The organism is Moheibacter sediminis (assembly GCF_900176425.1).
GTDB lineage: Bacteria > Bacteroidota > Bacteroidia > Flavobacteriales > Weeksellaceae > Moheibacter > Moheibacter sediminis.
In genome coordinates this window covers 54,646-73,567 of record NZ_FWXS01000009.1, presented here as the reverse complement: position 1 = coordinate 73,567, position 18,922 = coordinate 54,646, and the positions used below count along the sequence as shown (strand labels likewise).

Sequence of the window (18,922 nt, the reverse complement as noted above, 5' to 3'; positions counted from 1 at the left end):
AATAAATGTAGAATATGAGTTGTGGAAGTTGTGGAACAAGCAGTACTGGATTACCGAAAGGATGTAATAACAACGGAGCCTGCGGCGTAGATTCAGGATGTGGAAAATTACCGGTTTTTGACTGGCTTTCCAACATGCGTCTACCCAACGGGCAATTGGCTTTCAATTGCGTCGAAGTCCGATTCAAAAACGATAGAAAACAATACTATAAAAACACCAATCAGTTGACGCTCGGCGTAGGTGACGTCGTTGCTGTCGAAGCGCAGTCAGGACACGACATCGGAGTCGTTACACTGACAGGTGAATTGGTTAGAATCCAAATGAAAAAAAGACGCCTGACGGAAGATTCCGAAGACGTTAGAAAAATTTATAGAAAAGCCAACGAAAAAGACCTCGAAACTTGGCAGGGCGTTCAGGCAAAGGAAAAAGAAACCATGATGAAAGCCCGCAGAATTGCGGTAAACCTTGGTTTGGAAATGAAAATTTCCGATGTCGAATACCAAGGTGATGGTAACAAAGTTATTTTCTATTATACAGCAGAAGGTCGTGTTGATTTTCGTGTATTGATCAAAGAATTTGCTTCTTCATTTGGTGTAAGAATCGAAATGAAACAAATCGGTTATCGTCAGGAAGCTGCAAAAGTAGGAGGAATTGGTTCGTGCGGACGCGAATTGTGCTGTTCAACATGGTTGACAGATTTCCGTTCAGTGAATACCACCGCTGCGCGTTACCAGCAATTGTCCATTAATCCTCAAAAATTGGCAGGACAATGTGGCAAACTGAAATGTTGTTTGAATTACGAATTGGATTCTTACCTCGATGCCTTGGATCATTTTCCTTCGATGGAATCAACTTTTGAAACCGAAAAAGGAACAGCTGTTTGTGTGAAAATTGATGTTTTCAAAAAGGAAATGTGGTTTACAAATGAAACTCGTGGAATGAATTGGCACAAATTCAGTGTGGAGCAAGTTCAGGAGTTCATTGCATTGAGCAAAACCGGGGTGAAACTGGAACCTTTGGAAGATTTGGCAAAAGAATTGGTGGAGGTTAAAAAAGAATATGTCGATGTGATTGAAGAAAATTCGCTCGAACGTTTCGAAAAGAAAAACCGTCCGCGCAATAGAAATTTCAACAAAAAACCAAACAATCCTAATTTGAATCCAAATCAAAAAAGGGAAAATTCAGCTCAGAAACCAAAAAATCCAAATCAGCGTACGAATCCGAATGCTAATCAAAATCCGAATCAAAAAAGAGAAGGAAAACCAAATGAGCCTAGGAATTCAGCGCCGAATCCAAACCAGAAAAAAGAACCGAGAAATAACGATAAACGAAAACCAAACCAAAATCCAAATCAGAAAAGGGATTCAAAACCGAATGAGCCTAAAAATGCGAATCCTAATCCGAACGCAAATGTGAATCCAAATCAACAAAATAAAACGAATCGTCCTAAAAATAATAATTCAAAAAATAGAAACAAACGTGGCCCACAGAATAACAATGAAAAAGATTAATCTTTACAGTGTTTTATTGACTGCGATGCTTTTGTTTACGCAGTGTGAATCTCCTCATTTTTACCAGGAACAAAAATCTGTTGGGGAAAAATGGAATAAAGATTCGGCTATTACGTTTAATTTTGAAATAAAGGATACCACCGAAGCGTTCAATCTATCGTTTCTTTCAAGAAATACAAATGAATATCCGTACAGTAATTTCTACATTTTCACGAAATTAATTGACCCGAAAGGACAGGAATTTACTGATACTTTACAGTATTATTTGGCAATGCCCGATGGCGAATGGGTCGGAAAGGGAAAAAATTTGAAAGAATTGTATTTGGTTTACAGAGAAAATGTCGCTTTGAAAGACACCGGAAATTACAAACTTTCAGTTTGGCACGGAATGCGCGATGAGAATTTAATTGGAATTGAAGATATAAGTTTAATTGTGGACAAAAACAAAAAAGCACAATGAGCACACCAAACAAGCCGGTAAAATCTACCGCAAAAAAAACAAAAAAGCCATTTTCTCTTCGTAGAATTATGGTTTATACCTGGGGATTATTTTTAATTGGATTAATTTGCGTTTTCCTTTTGTTCTGGGGAACTTCTAAAGGTTTATTGGGAGAAATGCCTGATGTCGCCGCGTTAGAAAATCCGGACATTTATGTTTCATCAGAAATATATTCATCAGATGGTGTCTTATTAGACCGATTTGAAACCGAAAAACGAATTCCTGTAACTTACAAAGATTTGCCGCAGCATTTGGTAGATGCTTTGTTGGCGCGAGAAGACATCCGTTACCGGGAACATTCAGGTATTGATGCAAGAAGTACGGTGAGAGCCGTTTCTTCTGCTGGAGAATCCGGAGGTGCGAGTACAATTACGCAGCAGTTAGCAAAACAGTTATTTACGGGAAATCGCTCTCTGAATAAAGTTGAACGAGTTATTCAAAAAATTAAAGAATGGGTTTTAGCGGTTGAATTGGAAAAACGCTACACCAAAGATGAAATTGTTGCGATGTATTTCAATAAATTCGATTTTGTTTACAATGCAAATGGAATTGAATTGGCTTCAAAAGTTTATTTCAATACCACAACAAGTAAATTAACGGTTGACCAATCAGCCATGTTGGTTGCAATGCTTAAAAATCCGGTGCGCTACAATCCGTTGAGAAATCCTAACGATGCGATGCACGAAAGAAATGTCGTTATCAACCAAATGGTAAAATACAATCTTCTTGACAAAAGTACTGCGGAAGCAGCCAAAGCAAAACCACTTGGAATCGACAAACAAGAAATCAACACCATCAGCGAATCTTATTCAGCTTATTACAAACAAGCTTTGCGCAGAGAAATTCAGACTTACTTGGACAGTTTAGGAAAGCAGAACGGAAAGAAATACAACCTCTACAAAGACGGATTGAAAATTTATGTTACGCTTGATTCGCGTATGCAGAAATTGGCAGAAGACGCAGTGGCAAAACATTTGACAACGATTCAGAAAACTTTTTTTGAAGAGCAAAAAAATAATAAGCTTGCTCCTTTCTACGGCGTTCCTCCAGATAAGAGACAACGAATTTTCGAAAGAGCAATGCGCAACACAGATTATTATAAATTATTGAAAGCCAAAGAAATGCCTGAAAAGGAAATTTTGGCTGAATTTAATAAACCGCGTGACTCGGTAAAAATATTCACTTGGGATGGTGTTAAATATCAGAAAAATATGTCCCTCATGGATTCCATCAAATACCACAAACACATCCTTCAATCAGGAATGATGGCAATGGATCCCAAAGATGGAACCATCAAAGTTTGGGTAGGTGGTATAAATTGGGATTATTTCAAATTTGACCATGTGAAACAGGCGCGTCGTCAGGTTGGCTCGACCTTCAAACCTTTTGTGTTTGTAACGGCAATCAACCAGATGAATTATACGCCTTGCCATACCGTTTCCAACGAATATTTCAAAGTCGGAAACTGGGCCCCTAAAAATGCAAACGGAAAATACGGAGGTTCTCAGGATTTGAGAACGGCACTTGCATTTTCTACAAATATCGTAGCAGCTCGTTTGATTGTGCAGACAGGAGTAGAACCAGTGGTACAATTGGCGAGAGAATTAGGGGTAGAGAGTCCGATTCCAAATGATTATACAATTTCATTGGGTTCTGCAGATTTGACAGTGTATGAAATGGTGGGCGCGATGAGTGCATTTGCCAACCATGGAATTTATATCAAACCTGAATTAATTGTAAAAATTGAAGATAAAACTGGAAGGGTAATCAAAGATTTCCGACCGGAAGCAAGAGAAGTTGTCAATGAATACGTTGCCTATGCGATGATTGATCTGATGAAAGGTGTAACCGACCGAGGCTCTGGTAGCTGGGTGCGTTCCAAATATGGAATTACCAGCGAAATCGCTTCCAAAACAGGAACCACCAACGACCAGTCTGACGGATGGTTCATCGGCATGACGCCTAATTTGGTGACTGGCGTTTGGGTAGGAGCAGAAGATCGTTTTGCACATTTCCAGGGAATCGCGCGTGGACAAGGAGCTGCGACCGCTTTGCCGATTTGGTCTTATTTCATGCAGGGCGTTTACAAAAACGGAAAACAGTATGGAATTTCACTAGATGATAAATTTGAAAAACCTTCAGACATCGACCAGAAATGGGATTGTTCATCACTTACCGGATTCCATACTTATGGCAGCATGGGCGGAACTTTTGATTATGACTATTCAGGAGCTACCGAATATGTTGATCCTCTCCAGAATGTCAACAATAATTCCGGAGGAAATGATTCCATTAATTTTAATCAGTAGAAATAATTAATTCACACCATAAAAAATCCCGAAGACAACATCTTCGGGATTTCATTTTATGATAAATAATATTTTCTAGAATTAGAACTGATATGCCATTCCGATTCCATTTCCGTTAACATTTAATTTGAGTTGAGTTGTTGGTTCTTCAATCACCCCATTTTCCAGTTCAATACCTTTATTAATGTTTTTAATATATCCGCTCCATAAAGGAATGCTCGTTAAAGTAATCCCTGCTCCTACACCGGCAATGATCCATCCTGTTTGTCTGTCTTTCTTATCTCTGTTTTCAAAACCACTATAGCCATATTTTTTTTTAGTATCTTTTACCGAAAGCGCATAGCCGATCCCAAATCCTATCCCGAAACTTCCTGTATAGGTTAAGATTGAAGCAAACGTTTTGTTCGTTCTTGCACGTCTGATCCTGTCAATCGCCTCTTGATTGGTAAATACTTCTTTGTATTGATTCAATTTAAATCCTTCTCCATTTTTTATAAAGAAATTTTTGGTGTCACTTCCTAGCGAAACCTTTCCTGATTGAGTTTCTTCTACCTGTGCAAAAGCCAAAGCAGGAATTAACAATAGCGTAAAAGCTAATTTTTTCATGATTGATTATTTAATTTTTGTATTGATTTTACAGTAATTCCTCATCCACCAAATTTGGCAAAGTCACTTTCAGCAAAGGTTCGTCTTCCATGGCACGTTTGATGGCAAATATCGCTTCATCGTTTCTTGCCCAGCTCCTACGTGCAATTCCATTATTTACATCCCAATGAAGCATCGATTTCAATCGATTTTCAGCATCTGAAGTTCCGTCCAACAGCATCCCAAATCCGCCATTGATCACTTCTCCCCAACCGACACCGCCGCCATTGTGAATCGAAACCCAGGTCGCACCGCGGAAACTATCTCCAATCACATTATGAATCGCCATATCAGCCGTGAATTTTGAACCATCGTAAATATTGGAAGTCTCTCTAAACGGTGAATCCGTCCCGGAAACATCATGATGGTCACGCCCTAAAACAACCGCACCTATCTCTCCTTTATTGATGGCATCATTAAATGCTTTTGCAATTTTAATTCTTCCTTCTGCATCGGCATACAAAATTCTCGCTTGCGAACCCACAACCAATTTATTTTCCTGTGCGCCTTTTATCCAAGTGATATTATCCTGCATTTGCTGACGGATTTCATCAGGAGAATTTTTCATAATTTCCTCCAAAACCTGACAGGCAATTTCATCTGTTTTCTGTAAATCTTCCGGTTTTCCACTCGTACAAACCCATCGGAAAGGTCCAAATCCATAATCGAAACACATCGGTCCCATAATGTCCTGAACGTAGCTCGGATATTTAAAATCAATTCCGTTTTCCGCCATCACATCTGCTCCGGCACGGCTTGCTTCCAATAAAAACGCATTTCCATAATCAAAGAAATAGGTTCCTTTTGCAGTATGTTTATTGACAGCCGCAGCATGACGACGCAAAGTTTCCTGTACTTTTTCTTTGAACAATTCAGGATTTTCTGCCATTAATTGATTCGATTCTTCAAAACTCAATCCGGTCGGATAATAACCACCCGCCCAAGGATTGTGCAGCGAAGTTTGGTCTGAACCCAATTCTACATAAATATTTTCCTCATCAAATTTCTCCCAAACATCCACCACATTTCCATCATAAGCGATGGAAACAACTTCTTTATTTTCTTTGGCTTCGCGGACTCTTGCACACAATTCATCCAAATCAGTAATTACTTCGTCCACCCATCCTTGTTCATGTCTTTTGTAAGTCGCTGCCGGATTTACCTCTGCCGTAACAGAAACCACACCTGCGATGTTTCCGGCTTTTGGCTGCGCTCCTGACATTCCCCCCAATCCTGCTGTGACAAAAAGTTTTCCTGCTGTTCCATTGGAATCAATCTTTCTTGAACCATTTAAAACAGTGATTGTAGTTCCATGTACAATTCCTTGCGGGCCTATGTACATATAGCTTCCTGCGGTCATTTGCCCGTATTGTGTCACGCCCAGCGCATTGAATTTTTCCCAATCATCCGGTTTTGAATAATTAGGAATCATCATTCCATTTGTAACAACAACTCTAGGCGCATTTTTATGCGAAGGAAACAATCCAAGCGGATGCCCGGAATACATTACCAAAGTTTGTTCCTCCGTCATTTCTGACAGGTATTTCATCGTCAAAAGATATTGAGCCCAATTGGAGAAAACCGCTCCGTTCCCGCCGTAAGTGATTAATTCTTCCGGATGTTGCGCCACAGCCGGATCCAGATTGTTCTGAATCATCAACTGAATTGCTTTTGCCTGTTGGCATTTTCCGGGATATTCATCTATCGGACGTGCGTACATTTCATAATCGGGACGAAGGCGGTACATGTAAATTCGACCGTATTTTTCCAATTCTTGTTTAAATTCTTGAATTAATTCTGCATGAAATTTCGGTTCGAAATAACGCAAAGCATTTTTCAAAGCCAATATTTTTTCTTCTTCAGAAAGGATTTCTTTCCGTTTCGGAGCATGGCTAAATTTATCATTGAGCGGTTTCAATGACGGTAAAGTATCGGAAATTCCTTGTTGTATTTGTTGTTGAAATGTCATGTTTTTGGTTTTAATCTTAAAAATGGTTTTTCAAAATAATCGTATGATAGTTTGCTACAGAGCAACGAGCAGAATAAAGTTATACAAAAAAACAAAAACGCAGGCAATGCATTGGTGAGCTCCCAATTGATTTTTCTGAATATCTGTACAAAAAGATTAATCACAATCGTATGGTACAAATAAAATCCATAAGTGTACACCCCAAGTTTGCTGAATATATTCTGGTCTGAAATTTTGAACCGGTTTTCCTCCGGTAGGATGAGCACCAGCAGGATCGAAAAAGCGAAACCCAATACTGTAGGCATCCATACCCCATAATCCATGTTTGACAAAACGCTGACCAAAATCAGAACAAAAGCGGCAAACAATAGTTTCACCGGGTAACCGATCTTTGCATTGAAATTATAGATAATTGCTTGCCGGTTCACCAGAAGATAAGCAGGAATTGCCCCAAATGCAAACAGGTCAATCGTGGAAAAAACATCCAATGCCGGAATTCCTAAATTTGTATAAATTATCCTGACAATCAGCCCCAGCAATAAACTTCCTGTTATAAAGGGCAGTACAAATCTTTTCCGGATAAAATAAAAGACCAATCCCCAAATTATGTAGAAATGTTCTTCTATACACAGTGACCACATCACACGCAAAGGAGAAACATTTGGGAAGGAATCCGTGAGCATCATCTGGTAATTTTCCAGAAACAAAAGTGACATTACCCAATTGGGTTCATAACCCTCATCTGAACTGGGAAGTTTGAGAATGTATTCCAGAATCAGCGGTGTTAAAAATGCAAAACCGATCATTAGGTAAAATAATGGCCATATCCGTAAAATCCTTCGTGTGAAAAAACGCTTCAGCTTTACGCCTCCTGTTTCAGTTTTCTCGTGAAGGAGTATATAGCTGATCAAAAAACCGCTTAAAACAAAAAAAAACTGAACCCCAATTCCGCCACCTGCTTTCAGGTAACTGAACCAAGCAAAAGAAGTAATAGGCAGGTGTGAAAGAAATACTTTCAGACACGCGAAAAATCTAAGCGCATCAAATGTATGGAAATGCCTGCGACTCATTACTATAAATTTACGGCAAAAGTCCTTTTCTGAATCATTTTGATTAGTAAATTCATATCTTCCCCTATCAATCTATCATCTTCCAGTTTCGGAACTTCCGTTCTTACCAAATCAAATACATTTTCGATGACAGCACTTGATTTTAATGGTCGTCTGAATTCCAATCCCTGACAAGCATACATTAATTCAATCGCAAGAATTTTCTCCAAATTCCCCAATACCTGATTGAACTTTCTTCCCGAAATACTTCCCATCGAAACATGGTCTTCCTGACCCAAAGAAGTCGGAATGCTATCCGCCGAAGCCGGAAAACAAAGCGTTTTATTCTCCGTGCAAAGCGCTGCAGAAGTATATTGTGGAATCATAAATCCTGAATTTAATCCTGATTTTTCAGTCAGTAAACGCGGCAATCCATGTTTCCCTTCCAACAATAAATACTGTCTTCTGTCTGAAATATTCCCCAGTTCTGAAGCCGCCAAAGTCGCATAATCCAAAACCATCGCGAGCGGTTGACCATGGAAATTCCCTCCGCTTATCGCAGTTTTCTCATCCAAAACAATTGGATTATCCGTTACCGAATTCAATTCAATTTCCGCCATTTCCCGCAGATGATTCCACGCATTTCGCGACGCACCATGCACTTGCGGCATACAGCGAAGCGAATAAGGATCCTGAACCCTCGGGAAATCTTGGTTGTCAATGATTTCCGAACCTTCCAAAAGCTGACGGATTCTTTGCGCCACCAATTTCGTTCCCTCATACGGACGAACCTCATGCAATTCCTGCATAAACGGTGATTTCAATCCCGAATAAGCCTCTAAACTCATCGCTCCGATTACATCTGCCAAATCCAGCAAATATTTCATTTTATCCAAACCAATCAAAGCATGAGACAAGATAAACTGAGTTCCATTAATCAATCCTAAACCTTCTTTCGCTTGCAAATCCACAGGCTGCAAACCATGTTCCGCCAAAACTTCTCTCGCCGGCACAGGCTTCCCGTCTTTCCAAACTTTTCCTTCTCCCATCAATGGCAAAAACAAATGCGAAAGCGGCGCCAAATCACCCGAAGCACCGACAGAACCTTGTTCCGGAACTACCGGAATGATGTCTTTTTCGATGAACAATAAAATCCGGTCAAAAGTCTCCGGCGAAATTCCCGAAAATCCTTTAGCCAAAGCATGTGCTTTGGTTATGAGCATGAGTTTAGACAAATCTTTTGAGATCGGATTTCCAACGCCCACAGCATGACTTATCAGTAAATTCTCCTGTAATTTTTTAGTTTCCTCTTTAGAAATTTTGGTATCACAAAGCGGCCCGAAACCTGTATTGATACCGTAAACCGTCATATTTGAATTGATGATGGCATCTACATTCTCCTTTGAACGAATAAGCTGCGCACGGCTTTGTTCCGAAACTTCAGCTTTGATTTCTTTATTTAAAATTTTGATTGAATCCTCTGTTGTAAAATGGTCAACACCATAGATTTTATTACCCATCATCTGTTTATTTTGCGACCCAAATATACAAATTTGAGTTAGAGGGTAATGTATTTCAACACTTCTTTATATGGTACAAAAACCTACCGTATTTGTACAATAATCTAAATCCTATTCGGTAAATTTGCCTGATTAATTTTATTTGAAGATGTCAGACAACAACATACACGATGAAATAGGTGACGAACACTTTTCATCACACCACGATACACCCATGCGCAGTGACGCTTTCGAACTTTCACCCGAAGAAAAAATCGCAAAGATCGAAGAACACTTTACCACCATCATGCACACCTTGGGTCTCGACCTTACAGATGATAGTTTGAAAGGCACACCCAAACGCGTTGCAAAAATGTTCGTAAACGAAACTTTCGGAGGGCTTCATCCCGACAGGAAGCCTAAAATGTCTACTTTCGAAAACAAATACAAATACAACCAAATGCTCGTTGAGAAAGACATCACCGTTTACTCAACCTGCGAACATCACTTCCTTCCAATAGTCGGAAAAGCACACGTAGGCTACATTTCCAACGGAAAAGTAATCGGTCTTTCCAAAATGAACCGAATTGTAGATTACTTCGCAAAACGACCACAAGTTCAGGAAAGATTGACCATGCAAATCGTAAAAGCAATGCAGGATGCTTTGGGAACAGAAGATGTTGCCTGTGTCATCGATGCCAAACACCTTTGCGTAAACTCACGCGGAATCCGTGACATCGACAGCAGCACCGTAACGGCAGAGTTAGGAGGCATCTTCAAAACAGACCCGACAACCAGAAGAGAATTCTTGCACTACATTGGTGTACACACCAAGTTTAATGTTTAAAAGAGTATTACGATAAATACAAAATGAAATATCTTTTTCTTTTAATCACGCTTTGTTGTTTTGGGATTGGACAATCTCAGGAAAGTAATATTTATAGCAAGTTTAAAACTGGTAAATTTTCGTATGAAGGTAATTCTGGTAAGGTTGAAATTATTAGAACTGAAAAGAAAAATATAGAGATATTCAATAATGGAAAATCGAAATTAATTAATGAAATTAAATGGATTAATGATTCTACTTATATCCTTACACATAAAAAATCTATTAATGCTTCAGGTTGTTTAGATAAAGGTGATTGGGTTAAATCTACTATAATAAAGGTTGATGGTAATAGCTATACCATTAAAGCAATTTCTAATAAATGTGGAGAAGGTCAGACTGTTATTCATAAGACAGAATAATCTCTAATTTTAAATTAAAAAAATGACAAAAGAACACAACCTCAAAATGCACAATTCCCTCAGCGGAGAAAAAGAAATCTTCGTTCCCATCAACAAAGATAAAATTGGAATGTACGTGTGTGGACCGACGGTTTATAGCAACGTTCACTTGGGCAACGTGAGGACTTTTATGTCGTTTGATTTCATTTACAGATATTTAATTCATTTAGGATACAAAGTCCGTTATGTCAGAAATATCACTGATGCTGGACATTTGACAGAAGACGGCGATCCAAGCGATGACCGCTTCATCAAACAATCACGTTTGGAACGTTTGGAACCGATGGAAATCGTTCAAAAGTACACCATCGATTTCCATAAAGTATTGCAGCAAGTCAACAATTTACCTCCGAATGTAGAACCGACAGCCACAGGTCACATCGTGGAGCAGATCCAGATTTCCCAAGATTTAATCGAAAAAGGATTGGCTTATGAAGTAAACGGTTCGGTTTATTTTGATGTAAAAAAATTCAATGAAGAAGGCGGGAATTACGGTGAATTAAGCAACCGCAACATCGAAGAATTGATGTCAAACACACGTGATTTGGACGGACAATCCGAAAAGAGAAATCCGCAGGATTTCGCGCTTTGGAAAAAAGCTTTGCCTGAGCACATAATGCGTTGGAATTCGCCATGGGGCGATGGTTTCCCGGGATGGCACCTAGAATGTACCGTTATGAGCACCAAATACCTAGGTGAACAATTTGACATTCACGGCGGTGGAATGGATTTGAAATTTCCGCACCACGAATGCGAAATCGCGCAGGCAAAAGGCGCTTACGGAAAATCTCCAGTGAAATACTGGCTGCATGCAAATATGTTGACTTTAAACGGTCAGAAAATGTCAAAATCTACCGGAAACACGATTCTTCCTGATGAATTATTTTCCGGAAACAACGATTTTTTCGAGAAAGGATTCTCGCCGATGGTCATCCGTTTTTTTATGATGCAGGCGCATTACAGAAGCATTTTAGATTTGTCAAATGATGCAGTTGTGGCAAGTGAAAAAGGATTTAACCGTTTGATGGATGCAATCAAAACTTTGGAAAATCTAGAAACATCAGACACTTCAACTTTTGACGTAAATAACTGGATAATTGAATGTTATGCTGCATTGGATGATGATTTCAATTCGCCGATTTTAATTTCTTATTTGTTTGATGCGGTGAGGATTATCAATGGCGTGAAAGCCGGAACTGAAAAACTGACTTCAGAAGATTTAGATAAATTAAAAACTTCAATTCATGCTTTCGTATTTGATGTTCTAGGTTTAAAAGCAGAAGAAGAAAATGAAGGAAATTTGTCCAAATTAGACGGGACCGTTCAGTTGTTGATCAAAATGAGAAATCAGGCAAGAGCCGAAAAAAACTGGGGGATGTCTGACCAAATTCGTGATGAATTGGCCGAAATCGGAATCCAGCTCAAAGACGGAAAAGACGGGACGGATTATAGTTTGTGATTTTTTTAGCTACCGCAACCGCCGCATCCGCCTCCACAAGAGGAACCACAGGAAGAGCCACAATTTGAACCGCAGCCAGCACTTCCTCCGCCGTCATTTTGAAATCTTGTAGGTAAAATTGGCAAAAAGGCCGCAGCTAAAACGGCTGGACCCATTAAATAATAGTTCCATTTCCAGCCTTTGTTATCGATTTTTAGAGGAAGGACTTCATCTTTGTAATAAGATAAAATCGTTTCACCAAATAGTTGTTGAGCTAATCTAGATAAGTGATATGCAACATAAATTAACAACACAAATGTCAGTCCTATGATGTATAATATAGGTTTTTCTCTTGCAATTCCGATAGCCAAACGCACAAAAGCTAATAATAGATAAAATGAAAGAACTATAAAATTTAAATAAAACAACTGATGAAACCTACTTGATTTTTGAACATATTTCACAAAAGCATCCATTGAATTATTGATGTTATTAAAGATTGGTTTTGAACTTAATAATGAAATAAGATTCTGAAAATCAATATCTTTTTCTTTTAAAATAGAAGTAACTTGAAAATACTTTTTATTGTCTGTTTTACGGTCTTTCAGTAAGCTAACTTTTTTATCCTTATCAATTTTAATTATTCCATCTTCAACGAGTTCATGAAGCGTTGCATAGATAGAAAAAGGAAGCTTTCGCGTCTTTAAATACATTAATTCGTCAGGTTCCAAATCAAAGAAAAAAGAATTTGCATCAAATCCATTCATTAAATCTTTGAGTTTATGTCGATTATAAATTTCCAATGAAACAAAAAGAATTATCCCAATTGTAATCATTCCAATCAGAAAAGGTTTGCTCTGAATTTGAATATAAATGGGCTTTAGCAAATAATAAAGCGGAAAAAACAAAGCAATTAAAATGAATATTGTTGCCAATAATTTCATTCTCAATTTGATGCATGCTTTTTTCAAATTTAGCCCTTGAAACATATCCGATTTATCCCAAATATTTCTAGGTTGTTCCCCGAAAACTTTATTGTAAAGAACTTGAGTATCTTCTTTTGCTTGCTTAAATTTTTGAAGCTCTCCCTTATGATGTGTGGATGGAATGTGCTGAATCTGTTTTCCTAATAACTCGCAGAATTCCTGATAGGATTTGGTAAAAACCAAATGCTCGTGCCAAACTTGGTCCACAATTTCAGAAGGAGAAACCATAGAATCTGAAGTAGCAGCCAAATACATAAATTTTTTGTATTCAAGAATAGCTTGATGAGTAAAGGCTTCTGTCCAAAAATTTTCTTTCGCTAACCGAGTTGAAAAATTGAATTCACTCAAGGGGACATCAAAATCAAAATCCTCAATAGCATTCCATAATTTTTGATTCATTCCAAAAGGTTTAAACTGAATTAATTCTTCCTATTAATAATATAATAAACCGGAATTCCAATCAGGATGATAAGCACGCCCGGCCAAGTATAAGCCGTTTTATAAATCAGCAATCCTATGCAAATAGTTAATGCCAAAAGGATATATAATGCAGGCAAAACCGGATAACCAAAGGCTTTGTACGTTCTTGGCAACTCCGGACGTTTTTTGCGGAGAATGAAAATTCCGGCAATCGTCAAGATGTAAAAAATCAGAACCGCCATTACTACAAAATCGAGCAAATCGCCGTATCGACCGCTCAAACAAAGAATCGACGCCCAAATACACTGAATCCACAGTCCCCAAGCCGGAACTTCAAATTTGTTCAATCCGGCTGCTTTTTTGAAAAATACACCATCGTTTGCCATCGCATGGTAAACACGTGCGCCGGCGAGGATCAATCCATTGTTGCATCCAAAAGTAGAAATCATAATCATCGCGGCGATGATTATGGCACCTCCAGAACCAAATATTTTCAAAGCCGAAGCTACGGCAACCCTGTCCTGTGGCGCAGTTGCAATTTCTTCCATCGAAAGCGTTGCTACGTACATCAGGTTCATCAAAACATAAATCACCGTCACAATCATTGTCCCGAAAAATAAACTCAGTCCGATATTTCGTTGAGGATTTTTCATTTCTCCGGCGATGAAAGTCACATTGTTCCAGGCATCACTTGAAAACAAAGATCCAACCATCGCTGAAATTACTCCGGCGATGACCGCAGCGTAAGCGACATTTATCATTTGGGATGTATCCGGATTCCATTGCACCGTTTCCCAGGCTCCTGCCCAATTAGCATCCCAAATTTCGGTGTTGAATGAAACAAAAAGTCCGGCAACTATTAACCCTCCCAAAGAAAGAATTTTGACAATCGTCAAAGTCGTTTGGATGAATTTTCCGTTTTCTACACCTCTGGAATTCAGCCAAGTGAGAAAAATAATGGATATAATTGCCAATAATTGCGCTGAGCTAAAATTGAATTCACTGATTGAAAAAAGTACATTGTCTTCACTGAAAAACGGAAAAATGTAAGCAGTAAATTTTGCAAAAGCAACGCCCACAGCGGCAATCGTTCCGGTTTGGATGATCGTAAACAATCCCCAACCGTAGAGAAAAGCTATCAATTTTCCATAAGCCTCACGCAGATAAACGTATTGTCCGCCCGCTTTTGGGAAAATAGCCGAAAGTTCGCCGTAACTCAATGCAGCAATCAGGGTAATAACACCCGTCAGAACCCAAACAAAAATCAACCAGCCTGCGCTGCCAACATTTCGAGCTATATCTGAACTGACGATGAATATCCCGGACCCAATCATGGAGCCTGCTACGATCATCGTTCCGTCGAGGAGCGATAATTCGCGTTTCATTTCGTGGTTTGAATTATCGTTCATGGTTTTTGTTTTAAGTTTAATGTTTAATATCTTTCGAATTTCGCTTACCGGTCGCGGCCCGCCGCACAACTGTTGTTGTGCTCGTTGTCTAATTATTCAGTATGTATTTTTGCGGTGTTTTCTTGTCAATCCGTTTGATAACTTCTTTTGCTTCAAGGTCAAGCTTTACCCATTCCAAATGCCAGTTCAGCGAACCCTCAAACTTGATTTTCTTGTCATTTAATTCCTGTGTTATCGCTTTTGAAATGTCGGTAAAAGTTCCTTCCGTTTTGTTAATCAGAAATTTTGTTATTTGCTCTTTCAGCAATTCGTATTTGTCTTTGCTTATACTGACTGCTTTCTTTCCCTGCGGATGTTGAAGCTGAATTTTCTGTTCCATTTCGTAAACTTTTTAATATCGTTATGAGCAGTTCTCTTTATCATTTCGTTAATTTATATCCTAAGGAACTTCCAAGAAATTTTGCTGCATTGGCGATTGCAAAAATTAAAAAGAAATCAGACCATTTCACGCCCGCTGCCGTTATGATGATGATATCCAACAATACATAAACAAGTGGAAAAAGAATCGCTAATTTGAATGAATTTGGATAATTCTTTTTATTCCAAAATCTTGCAACGAGAAAGAAAATGATAAATCCGAAAATACCTGAAATATACGGTGCAGTGCATTCGGCATGTGCTTCATAAAAACTTTCTGCCTGTCCTGGATTGATGAGGTAAGAATACAATGCCACTTCAAGGAATGAAATGATAACTAAAGTTATCATAGTCAGTACTGCCAAGCCGATTAATTTTAAAACGATATACTTTTTCATTGTTTACTTTTCAAGGATAGTTTTCAGATTGCTCAAACTTTCGTCCATATCTTTTGCGAAGTTTTTTTCTGCCATTGGTATCATTATATTCATAGGATAATTCAGTTTTCCTGAATTGATTAATGTTACTTTGGTTTGATTGTCCGATAAAGATTCAGTTTCCATTGTAAAACTTGAGGTAACTTTCATAGGTTTTTCAAACCGGATTTCGGTTTCAATTCGTTTCCCGTCAATGATGTTTTTAATTTCTTTTTCGCCGTTCCCTGCTTTACCATTTCCACTCCAAGTATAAATATAACCAACCGTTCCGTCTGTTCCTTTGCTTCCTTCCACTCTATCCGTATCGGCTTTTGCCCATTTGTTGAATTGCTCCTGGTTTTTGAGCAATTTTAAAAAGTCAAATACTTTTTGGCGGGACGCGTTAATGATGATCTCACGATTGACAAAATGTTCCTTTTTCATAAAAAGGGCTATGATTAATAGCAAGGCTATGACGCCTGCTATTACAAGTAAAATTGCGATTATGGTTTTCATGGTATTTTTAGTATTCTAAAATTGTTGTTAATGTATATTATGCTATATCCTATTTTCTAAATTTAATTTACTGTTTCGATAACCATAAAGGAAATAAATAAGCAATCCCAAAGCCATCCAAATCAAAAACCATTGCCAGCTTACAATCGGGATTTCAATCATCAGGTAAGAGCAAGTCAAAACACCCATAATTGGAATCAATGAATAATTTCGAATGATCGTCAAAACTGTAATTACAATCGCCAAAATTAAAAAGACCAAAAACAAAATTTCCTGGTGGTTGGAAAAACTGAATTCTGTAATGGCAAGTTCAATTCTCGTTCTAAACAAATAAATAAATCCGGCCAATAAAATTGGGACAATAAATTTCCCGTTGATGTAAGGCAATTTAAATTTTCCAGGTTCTTTGATTTTCGGTGGCAAGAACAAAACACCACCTGAAACCAAAATAAATGCAAACAAAGTTCCGATGCTCGTCAAGTCGGTAACCAGATCACTTTCAATGAATAATGCGCCAATTCCGACAATAACTCCGGTTACAATTGTGGCGAAAGAAGGCGTTTGGTATTTCGGATGAATTTTCTGAAACTGTTTCGGCAAAAGTCCGTCACGGCTCATCGACATCCAGATCCTCGGTTGTCCGATTTGGAAAACCAATAAAACGGAAGCCGTCGCTACGACGGCACTTATGGAGACAATTTTCTCAATCCAAGGTGCTCGGTCTTCAAACACAAATGCAAGCGGATCATTGACGTTTAAGAAATTGGAATAATGTTCAATTCCCGTCAAGGTCAATGCAATCAAAATGTACAATCCGGTGCAAATCAGGAGCGAATAAATCATTCCTCGCGGCATGTCGCGCTGTGGATTTTTACATTCCTCCGACATCGTAGAAATTGCATCAAAACCGATATAAGCATAAAAGACGGAGGAAACACCTTTCAAAACACCTTCAAATCCATTCGGTAAAAACGGTGTCCAATTGTTTACGTCTACAAAAAATGCACCGGCAACTATCACAAAAATGATAACCGCCACTTTGAAAATCACCATGAAATTTGCTGATTTCTTACTTTCCTTGATGCCGATATATGCCAGCCATGTGATCAAAGCCACGATTATAAATGCAGGAAGGTTGAAAAATATTTTTACGTCACCAATCATTGGTGCGGTATTGTAAGCCTGAATCGCAAATTCGTAATTTTTGATTTGTTTGGCAGTCAATTCCGCTCCGGAAGCGAGCGCGGAAGTGGATTCAATAAAAGCGTTTTTGGCCGTCAGCGGATCAATGAGCATCCAGCTCGGAAGATGAATGTTGAAAACATGAACCAATAAATTATTGAAGTATCCGCTCCAGGAAATAGCGACAACGATATTTCCAATTGCATATTCTAAAATCAAAGCCCAACCGATTATCCATGCGATGATTTCTCCGAAAGCTACATACGAATAAGTATAAGCACTTCCTGAAACTGGAATTCTACTGGCAAATTCCGCATAACACAAGGCCGAAAATCCGCAAGTTACAGCTGTAATGATGAACAAAAATGAAATGCCGGGCCCGCCATTGTATGCTGCTGAACCGATGGTTGAAAATATTCCTGCACCGACAACTGCGGCTATTCCCATGAAAGTTAAATCCCTGACCGACAATATTTTCCGCAAACCATTGCTTCTTCCTTTTTCTTCATTGAGCAATTGTTCAATAGATTTTTTACGGAATAGATTGTTTTTCATGTGTGTAAATAAGATTTCGTAGAATGAAATTAGGTATTTTTTAGTCAACTTTAACAAAGTTTAGAACTTTGTCTCAATTTTATTAATTGTTTCTTACCTTAAAATCTTCTCAAACGCTTTCCGTGCACCATCTCTGACTTGGATTTCACCGCAATAGGAATAACCTAATTTTTCTAAGATTTTCAGCATGGCAAGGTTGTCAAAGTTTGTATCGACTTTGATGCTGAACACTTCATTTTTTTTGGCGAAATCTTCAAAAATCTGAAAGAATTTTGTGGCAAAACCTTTTCCGGCAACTTCATTTGAAACACCGACACGATGAACAACCAAAAAATCTTCATGGGTCATCCAAGCACCGTCAATCACATCATAAGTTGGTTCGTCATTGAAAATCAAAGCTGCGGTGGCGATAATTTTATCATCTAAAGTCAATATATAATTGTAGCCTTTTTCGATGTCACTTTCAACGGTTGAAATATTGGGATAACCGTCCTGCCATTGCTTGCTGCCGTCATTTTTCCTTCGTTCGATGGATTGTTGAAGGATTTTCCAGATTTCGGGGATGTCTTTTTCCGAGCCTTTGCGGAAATTGAGATTTTCTTGATTCATTTTGTAAAAATAATTTTATTTCCATTGTTTTGAAAATTATAACGGATTTGCGGAAGGGATGAAGGCATCTGTTTGAGCTCCTCCGTCTGCCATGGCGGACGGAGAGCGAGTGCCGACAGCCCGGTTCCGATGGCTTCCGGGATTTTCTATGTTAGTTGAATTTTCTGCCATCGGAAGCTGCCCAAAACATTTTTGAAAAATTTTAA

General features: G+C 38.5%; 17 protein-coding genes. 6 read left to right on the top strand and 11 right to left on the bottom strand.

Going from position 1 to position 18,922, the window contains the following annotated elements; translation table 11 throughout:
* Window positions 1-14: 14 nt before the first annotated feature.
* From B8977_RS12705 to B8977_RS12695, 3 genes are read left to right on the top strand one after another with little or no spacing between them, the layout of a single operon-like run.
* Window positions 15-1,511 (top strand): PSP1 domain-containing protein, encoded by a 1,497-nt coding sequence (locus B8977_RS12705; RefSeq protein WP_084018100.1) that lies wholly within the window; start codon window positions 15-17, stop codon window positions 1,509-1,511.
* Window positions 1,498-1,971: a gliding motility lipoprotein GldH gene (locus B8977_RS12700; RefSeq protein ID WP_084018098.1), complete on the top strand. Its 474-nt coding sequence runs from the start codon at window positions 1,498-1,500 to the stop codon at window positions 1,969-1,971. The genes B8977_RS12705 and B8977_RS12700 overlap by 14 nt, the downstream gene beginning before the upstream one ends.
* Window positions 1,968-4,319, top strand: a complete 2,352-nt coding sequence (locus B8977_RS12695; protein ID WP_084018097.1) for a penicillin-binding protein 1A — start codon at window positions 1,968-1,970, stop codon at window positions 4,317-4,319. Before B8977_RS12700 ends, B8977_RS12695 begins: the two co-directional genes overlap by 4 nt.
* An 81-nt stretch (window positions 4,320-4,400) precedes the next feature.
* On the opposite strand, the gene B8977_RS12690 is transcribed toward B8977_RS12695, so the two are convergent.
* Genes B8977_RS12690 through hutH form a run of 4 tightly spaced genes read right to left on the bottom strand, consistent with a single transcriptional unit; the run spans window position 4,401 to window position 9,505 of the window.
* Window positions 4,401-4,925 (bottom strand): hypothetical protein, encoded by a 525-nt coding sequence (locus B8977_RS12690; RefSeq protein ID WP_084018096.1) that lies wholly within the window; start codon window positions 4,923-4,925, stop codon window positions 4,401-4,403.
* Window positions 4,926-4,953: 28 nt separating this feature from the next.
* Window positions 4,954-6,933 carry a urocanate hydratase gene (locus tag B8977_RS12685; RefSeq protein WP_084018095.1) on the bottom strand — a complete coding sequence of 660 codons (1,980 nt, stop codon included), beginning with the start codon at window positions 6,931-6,933 and terminating at the stop codon, window positions 4,954-4,956.
* A complete protein-coding gene (locus B8977_RS12680; protein WP_084018094.1) occupies window positions 6,930-8,003 on the bottom strand; it encodes an acyltransferase family protein in 1,074 nt (357 codons plus the stop codon). The genes B8977_RS12685 and B8977_RS12680 overlap by 4 nt, the downstream gene beginning before the upstream one ends.
* 2 nt (window positions 8,004-8,005) lie before the next feature.
* On the bottom strand, window positions 8,006-9,505 hold the full coding sequence (gene hutH / locus B8977_RS12675; RefSeq protein ID WP_394334476.1) for a histidine ammonia-lyase: 1,500 nt from the start codon (window positions 9,503-9,505) through the stop codon (window positions 8,006-8,008).
* Between the two features lie 145 nt (window positions 9,506-9,650).
* Here hutH and folE point away from each other — a divergent pair, with 145 nt between their 5' ends.
* Genes folE through cysS form a run of 3 tightly spaced genes read left to right on the top strand, consistent with a single transcriptional unit; the run spans window position 9,651 to window position 12,227 of the window.
* Window positions 9,651-10,328, top strand: coding sequence for a GTP cyclohydrolase I FolE (gene folE, locus B8977_RS12670; protein WP_084018092.1), 678 nt, complete (start codon window positions 9,651-9,653; stop codon window positions 10,326-10,328).
* Window positions 10,329-10,351: 23 nt separating this feature from the next.
* The gene (locus B8977_RS12665) at window positions 10,352-10,729 is read left to right on the top strand and encodes a hypothetical protein (protein WP_084018091.1); all 378 of its coding nucleotides are present in this window, start codon (window positions 10,352-10,354) and stop codon (window positions 10,727-10,729) included.
* A gap of 22 nt (window positions 10,730-10,751) precedes the next feature.
* Window positions 10,752-12,227, top strand: a complete 1,476-nt coding sequence (gene cysS / locus B8977_RS12660) for a cysteine--tRNA ligase (protein ID WP_084018090.1) — start codon at window positions 10,752-10,754, stop codon at window positions 12,225-12,227.
* Between the two features lie 5 nt (window positions 12,228-12,232).
* On the opposite strand, the gene B8977_RS12655 is transcribed toward cysS, so the two are convergent.
* The 7 genes from B8977_RS12655 to B8977_RS12625 all read right to left on the bottom strand — a co-directional run bounded on the left by B8977_RS12655 (window position 12,233) and on the right by B8977_RS12625 (window position 18,716).
* The gene (locus tag B8977_RS12655; protein WP_084018089.1) at window positions 12,233-13,591 is read right to left on the bottom strand and encodes a hypothetical protein; all 1,359 of its coding nucleotides are present in this window, start codon (window positions 13,589-13,591) and stop codon (window positions 12,233-12,235) included.
* Window positions 13,592-13,611: 20 nt separating this feature from the next.
* Window positions 13,612-15,021, bottom strand: coding sequence for an APC family permease (locus B8977_RS12650; protein ID WP_084018088.1), 1,410 nt, complete (start codon window positions 15,019-15,021; stop codon window positions 13,612-13,614).
* A gap of 88 nt (window positions 15,022-15,109) precedes the next feature.
* Window positions 15,110-15,400 (bottom strand): DUF6958 family protein, encoded by a 291-nt coding sequence (locus tag B8977_RS12645; protein WP_084018087.1) that lies wholly within the window; start codon window positions 15,398-15,400, stop codon window positions 15,110-15,112.
* Between the two features lie 40 nt (window positions 15,401-15,440).
* A complete protein-coding gene (locus B8977_RS12640; protein WP_084018086.1) occupies window positions 15,441-15,836 on the bottom strand; it encodes a hypothetical protein in 396 nt (131 codons plus the stop codon).
* 3 nt (window positions 15,837-15,839) lie between these two features.
* Window positions 15,840-16,370, bottom strand: coding sequence for an SRPBCC family protein (locus B8977_RS12635; protein ID WP_084018085.1), 531 nt, complete (start codon window positions 16,368-16,370; stop codon window positions 15,840-15,842).
* Between the two features lie 42 nt (window positions 16,371-16,412).
* Complete coding sequence (locus B8977_RS12630) at window positions 16,413-18,107, bottom strand: amino acid permease (protein ID WP_084018084.1); 1,695 nt, start codon at window positions 18,105-18,107, stop codon at window positions 16,413-16,415.
* A 93-nt stretch (window positions 18,108-18,200) separates the two neighbouring features.
* Window positions 18,201-18,716: a GNAT family N-acetyltransferase gene (locus B8977_RS12625; protein ID WP_084018083.1), complete on the bottom strand. Its 516-nt coding sequence runs from the start codon at window positions 18,714-18,716 to the stop codon at window positions 18,201-18,203.
* Window positions 18,717-18,922: the final 206 nt, after the last annotated feature.

Excerpts from the sequence above, each read along its gene's own strand:
- folE (WP_084018092.1), top strand. The coding sequence starts at position 9,651 with ATGTCAGACAACAACATACACGATGAAATAGGTGACGAACACTTTTCA.
- B8977_RS12680 (WP_084018094.1), bottom strand. The coding sequence starts at position 8,003 with ATGAGTCGCAGGCATTTCCATACATTTGATGCGCTTAGATTTTTCGCG.
- B8977_RS12690 (WP_084018096.1), bottom strand. The coding sequence starts at position 4,925 with ATGAAAAAATTAGCTTTTACGCTATTGTTAATTCCTGCTTTGGCTTTT.
- B8977_RS12640 (WP_084018086.1), bottom strand. The coding sequence starts at position 15,836 with ATGAAAAAGTATATCGTTTTAAAATTAATCGGCTTGGCAGTACTGACT.
- B8977_RS12700 (WP_084018098.1), top strand. The coding sequence starts at position 1,498 with ATGAAAAAGATTAATCTTTACAGTGTTTTATTGACTGCGATGCTTTTG.
- B8977_RS12695 (WP_084018097.1), top strand. The coding sequence starts at position 1,968 with ATGAGCACACCAAACAAGCCGGTAAAATCTACCGCAAAAAAAACAAAA.
- B8977_RS12650 (WP_084018088.1), bottom strand. The coding sequence starts at position 15,021 with ATGAACGATAATTCAAACCACGAAATGAAACGCGAATTATCGCTCCTC.
- B8977_RS12625 (WP_084018083.1), bottom strand. The coding sequence starts at position 18,716 with ATGAATCAAGAAAATCTCAATTTCCGCAAAGGCTCGGAAAAAGACATC.
- B8977_RS12630 (WP_084018084.1), bottom strand. The coding sequence starts at position 18,107 with ATGAAAAACAATCTATTCCGTAAAAAATCTATTGAACAATTGCTCAAT.
- cysS (WP_084018090.1), top strand. The coding sequence starts at position 10,752 with ATGACAAAAGAACACAACCTCAAAATGCACAATTCCCTCAGCGGAGAA.
- B8977_RS12655 (WP_084018089.1), bottom strand. The coding sequence starts at position 13,591 with ATGAATCAAAAATTATGGAATGCTATTGAGGATTTTGATTTTGATGTC.
- B8977_RS12645 (WP_084018087.1), bottom strand. The coding sequence starts at position 15,400 with ATGGAACAGAAAATTCAGCTTCAACATCCGCAGGGAAAGAAAGCAGTC.
- B8977_RS12705 (WP_084018100.1), top strand. The coding sequence starts at position 15 with ATGAGTTGTGGAAGTTGTGGAACAAGCAGTACTGGATTACCGAAAGGA.
- B8977_RS12685 (WP_084018095.1), bottom strand. The coding sequence starts at position 6,933 with ATGACATTTCAACAACAAATACAACAAGGAATTTCCGATACTTTACCG.
- B8977_RS12635 (WP_084018085.1), bottom strand. The coding sequence starts at position 16,370 with ATGAAAACCATAATCGCAATTTTACTTGTAATAGCAGGCGTCATAGCC.
- B8977_RS12665 (WP_084018091.1), top strand. The coding sequence starts at position 10,352 with ATGAAATATCTTTTTCTTTTAATCACGCTTTGTTGTTTTGGGATTGGA.
- hutH (WP_394334476.1), bottom strand. The coding sequence starts at position 9,505 with ATGATGGGTAATAAAATCTATGGTGTTGACCATTTTACAACAGAGGAT.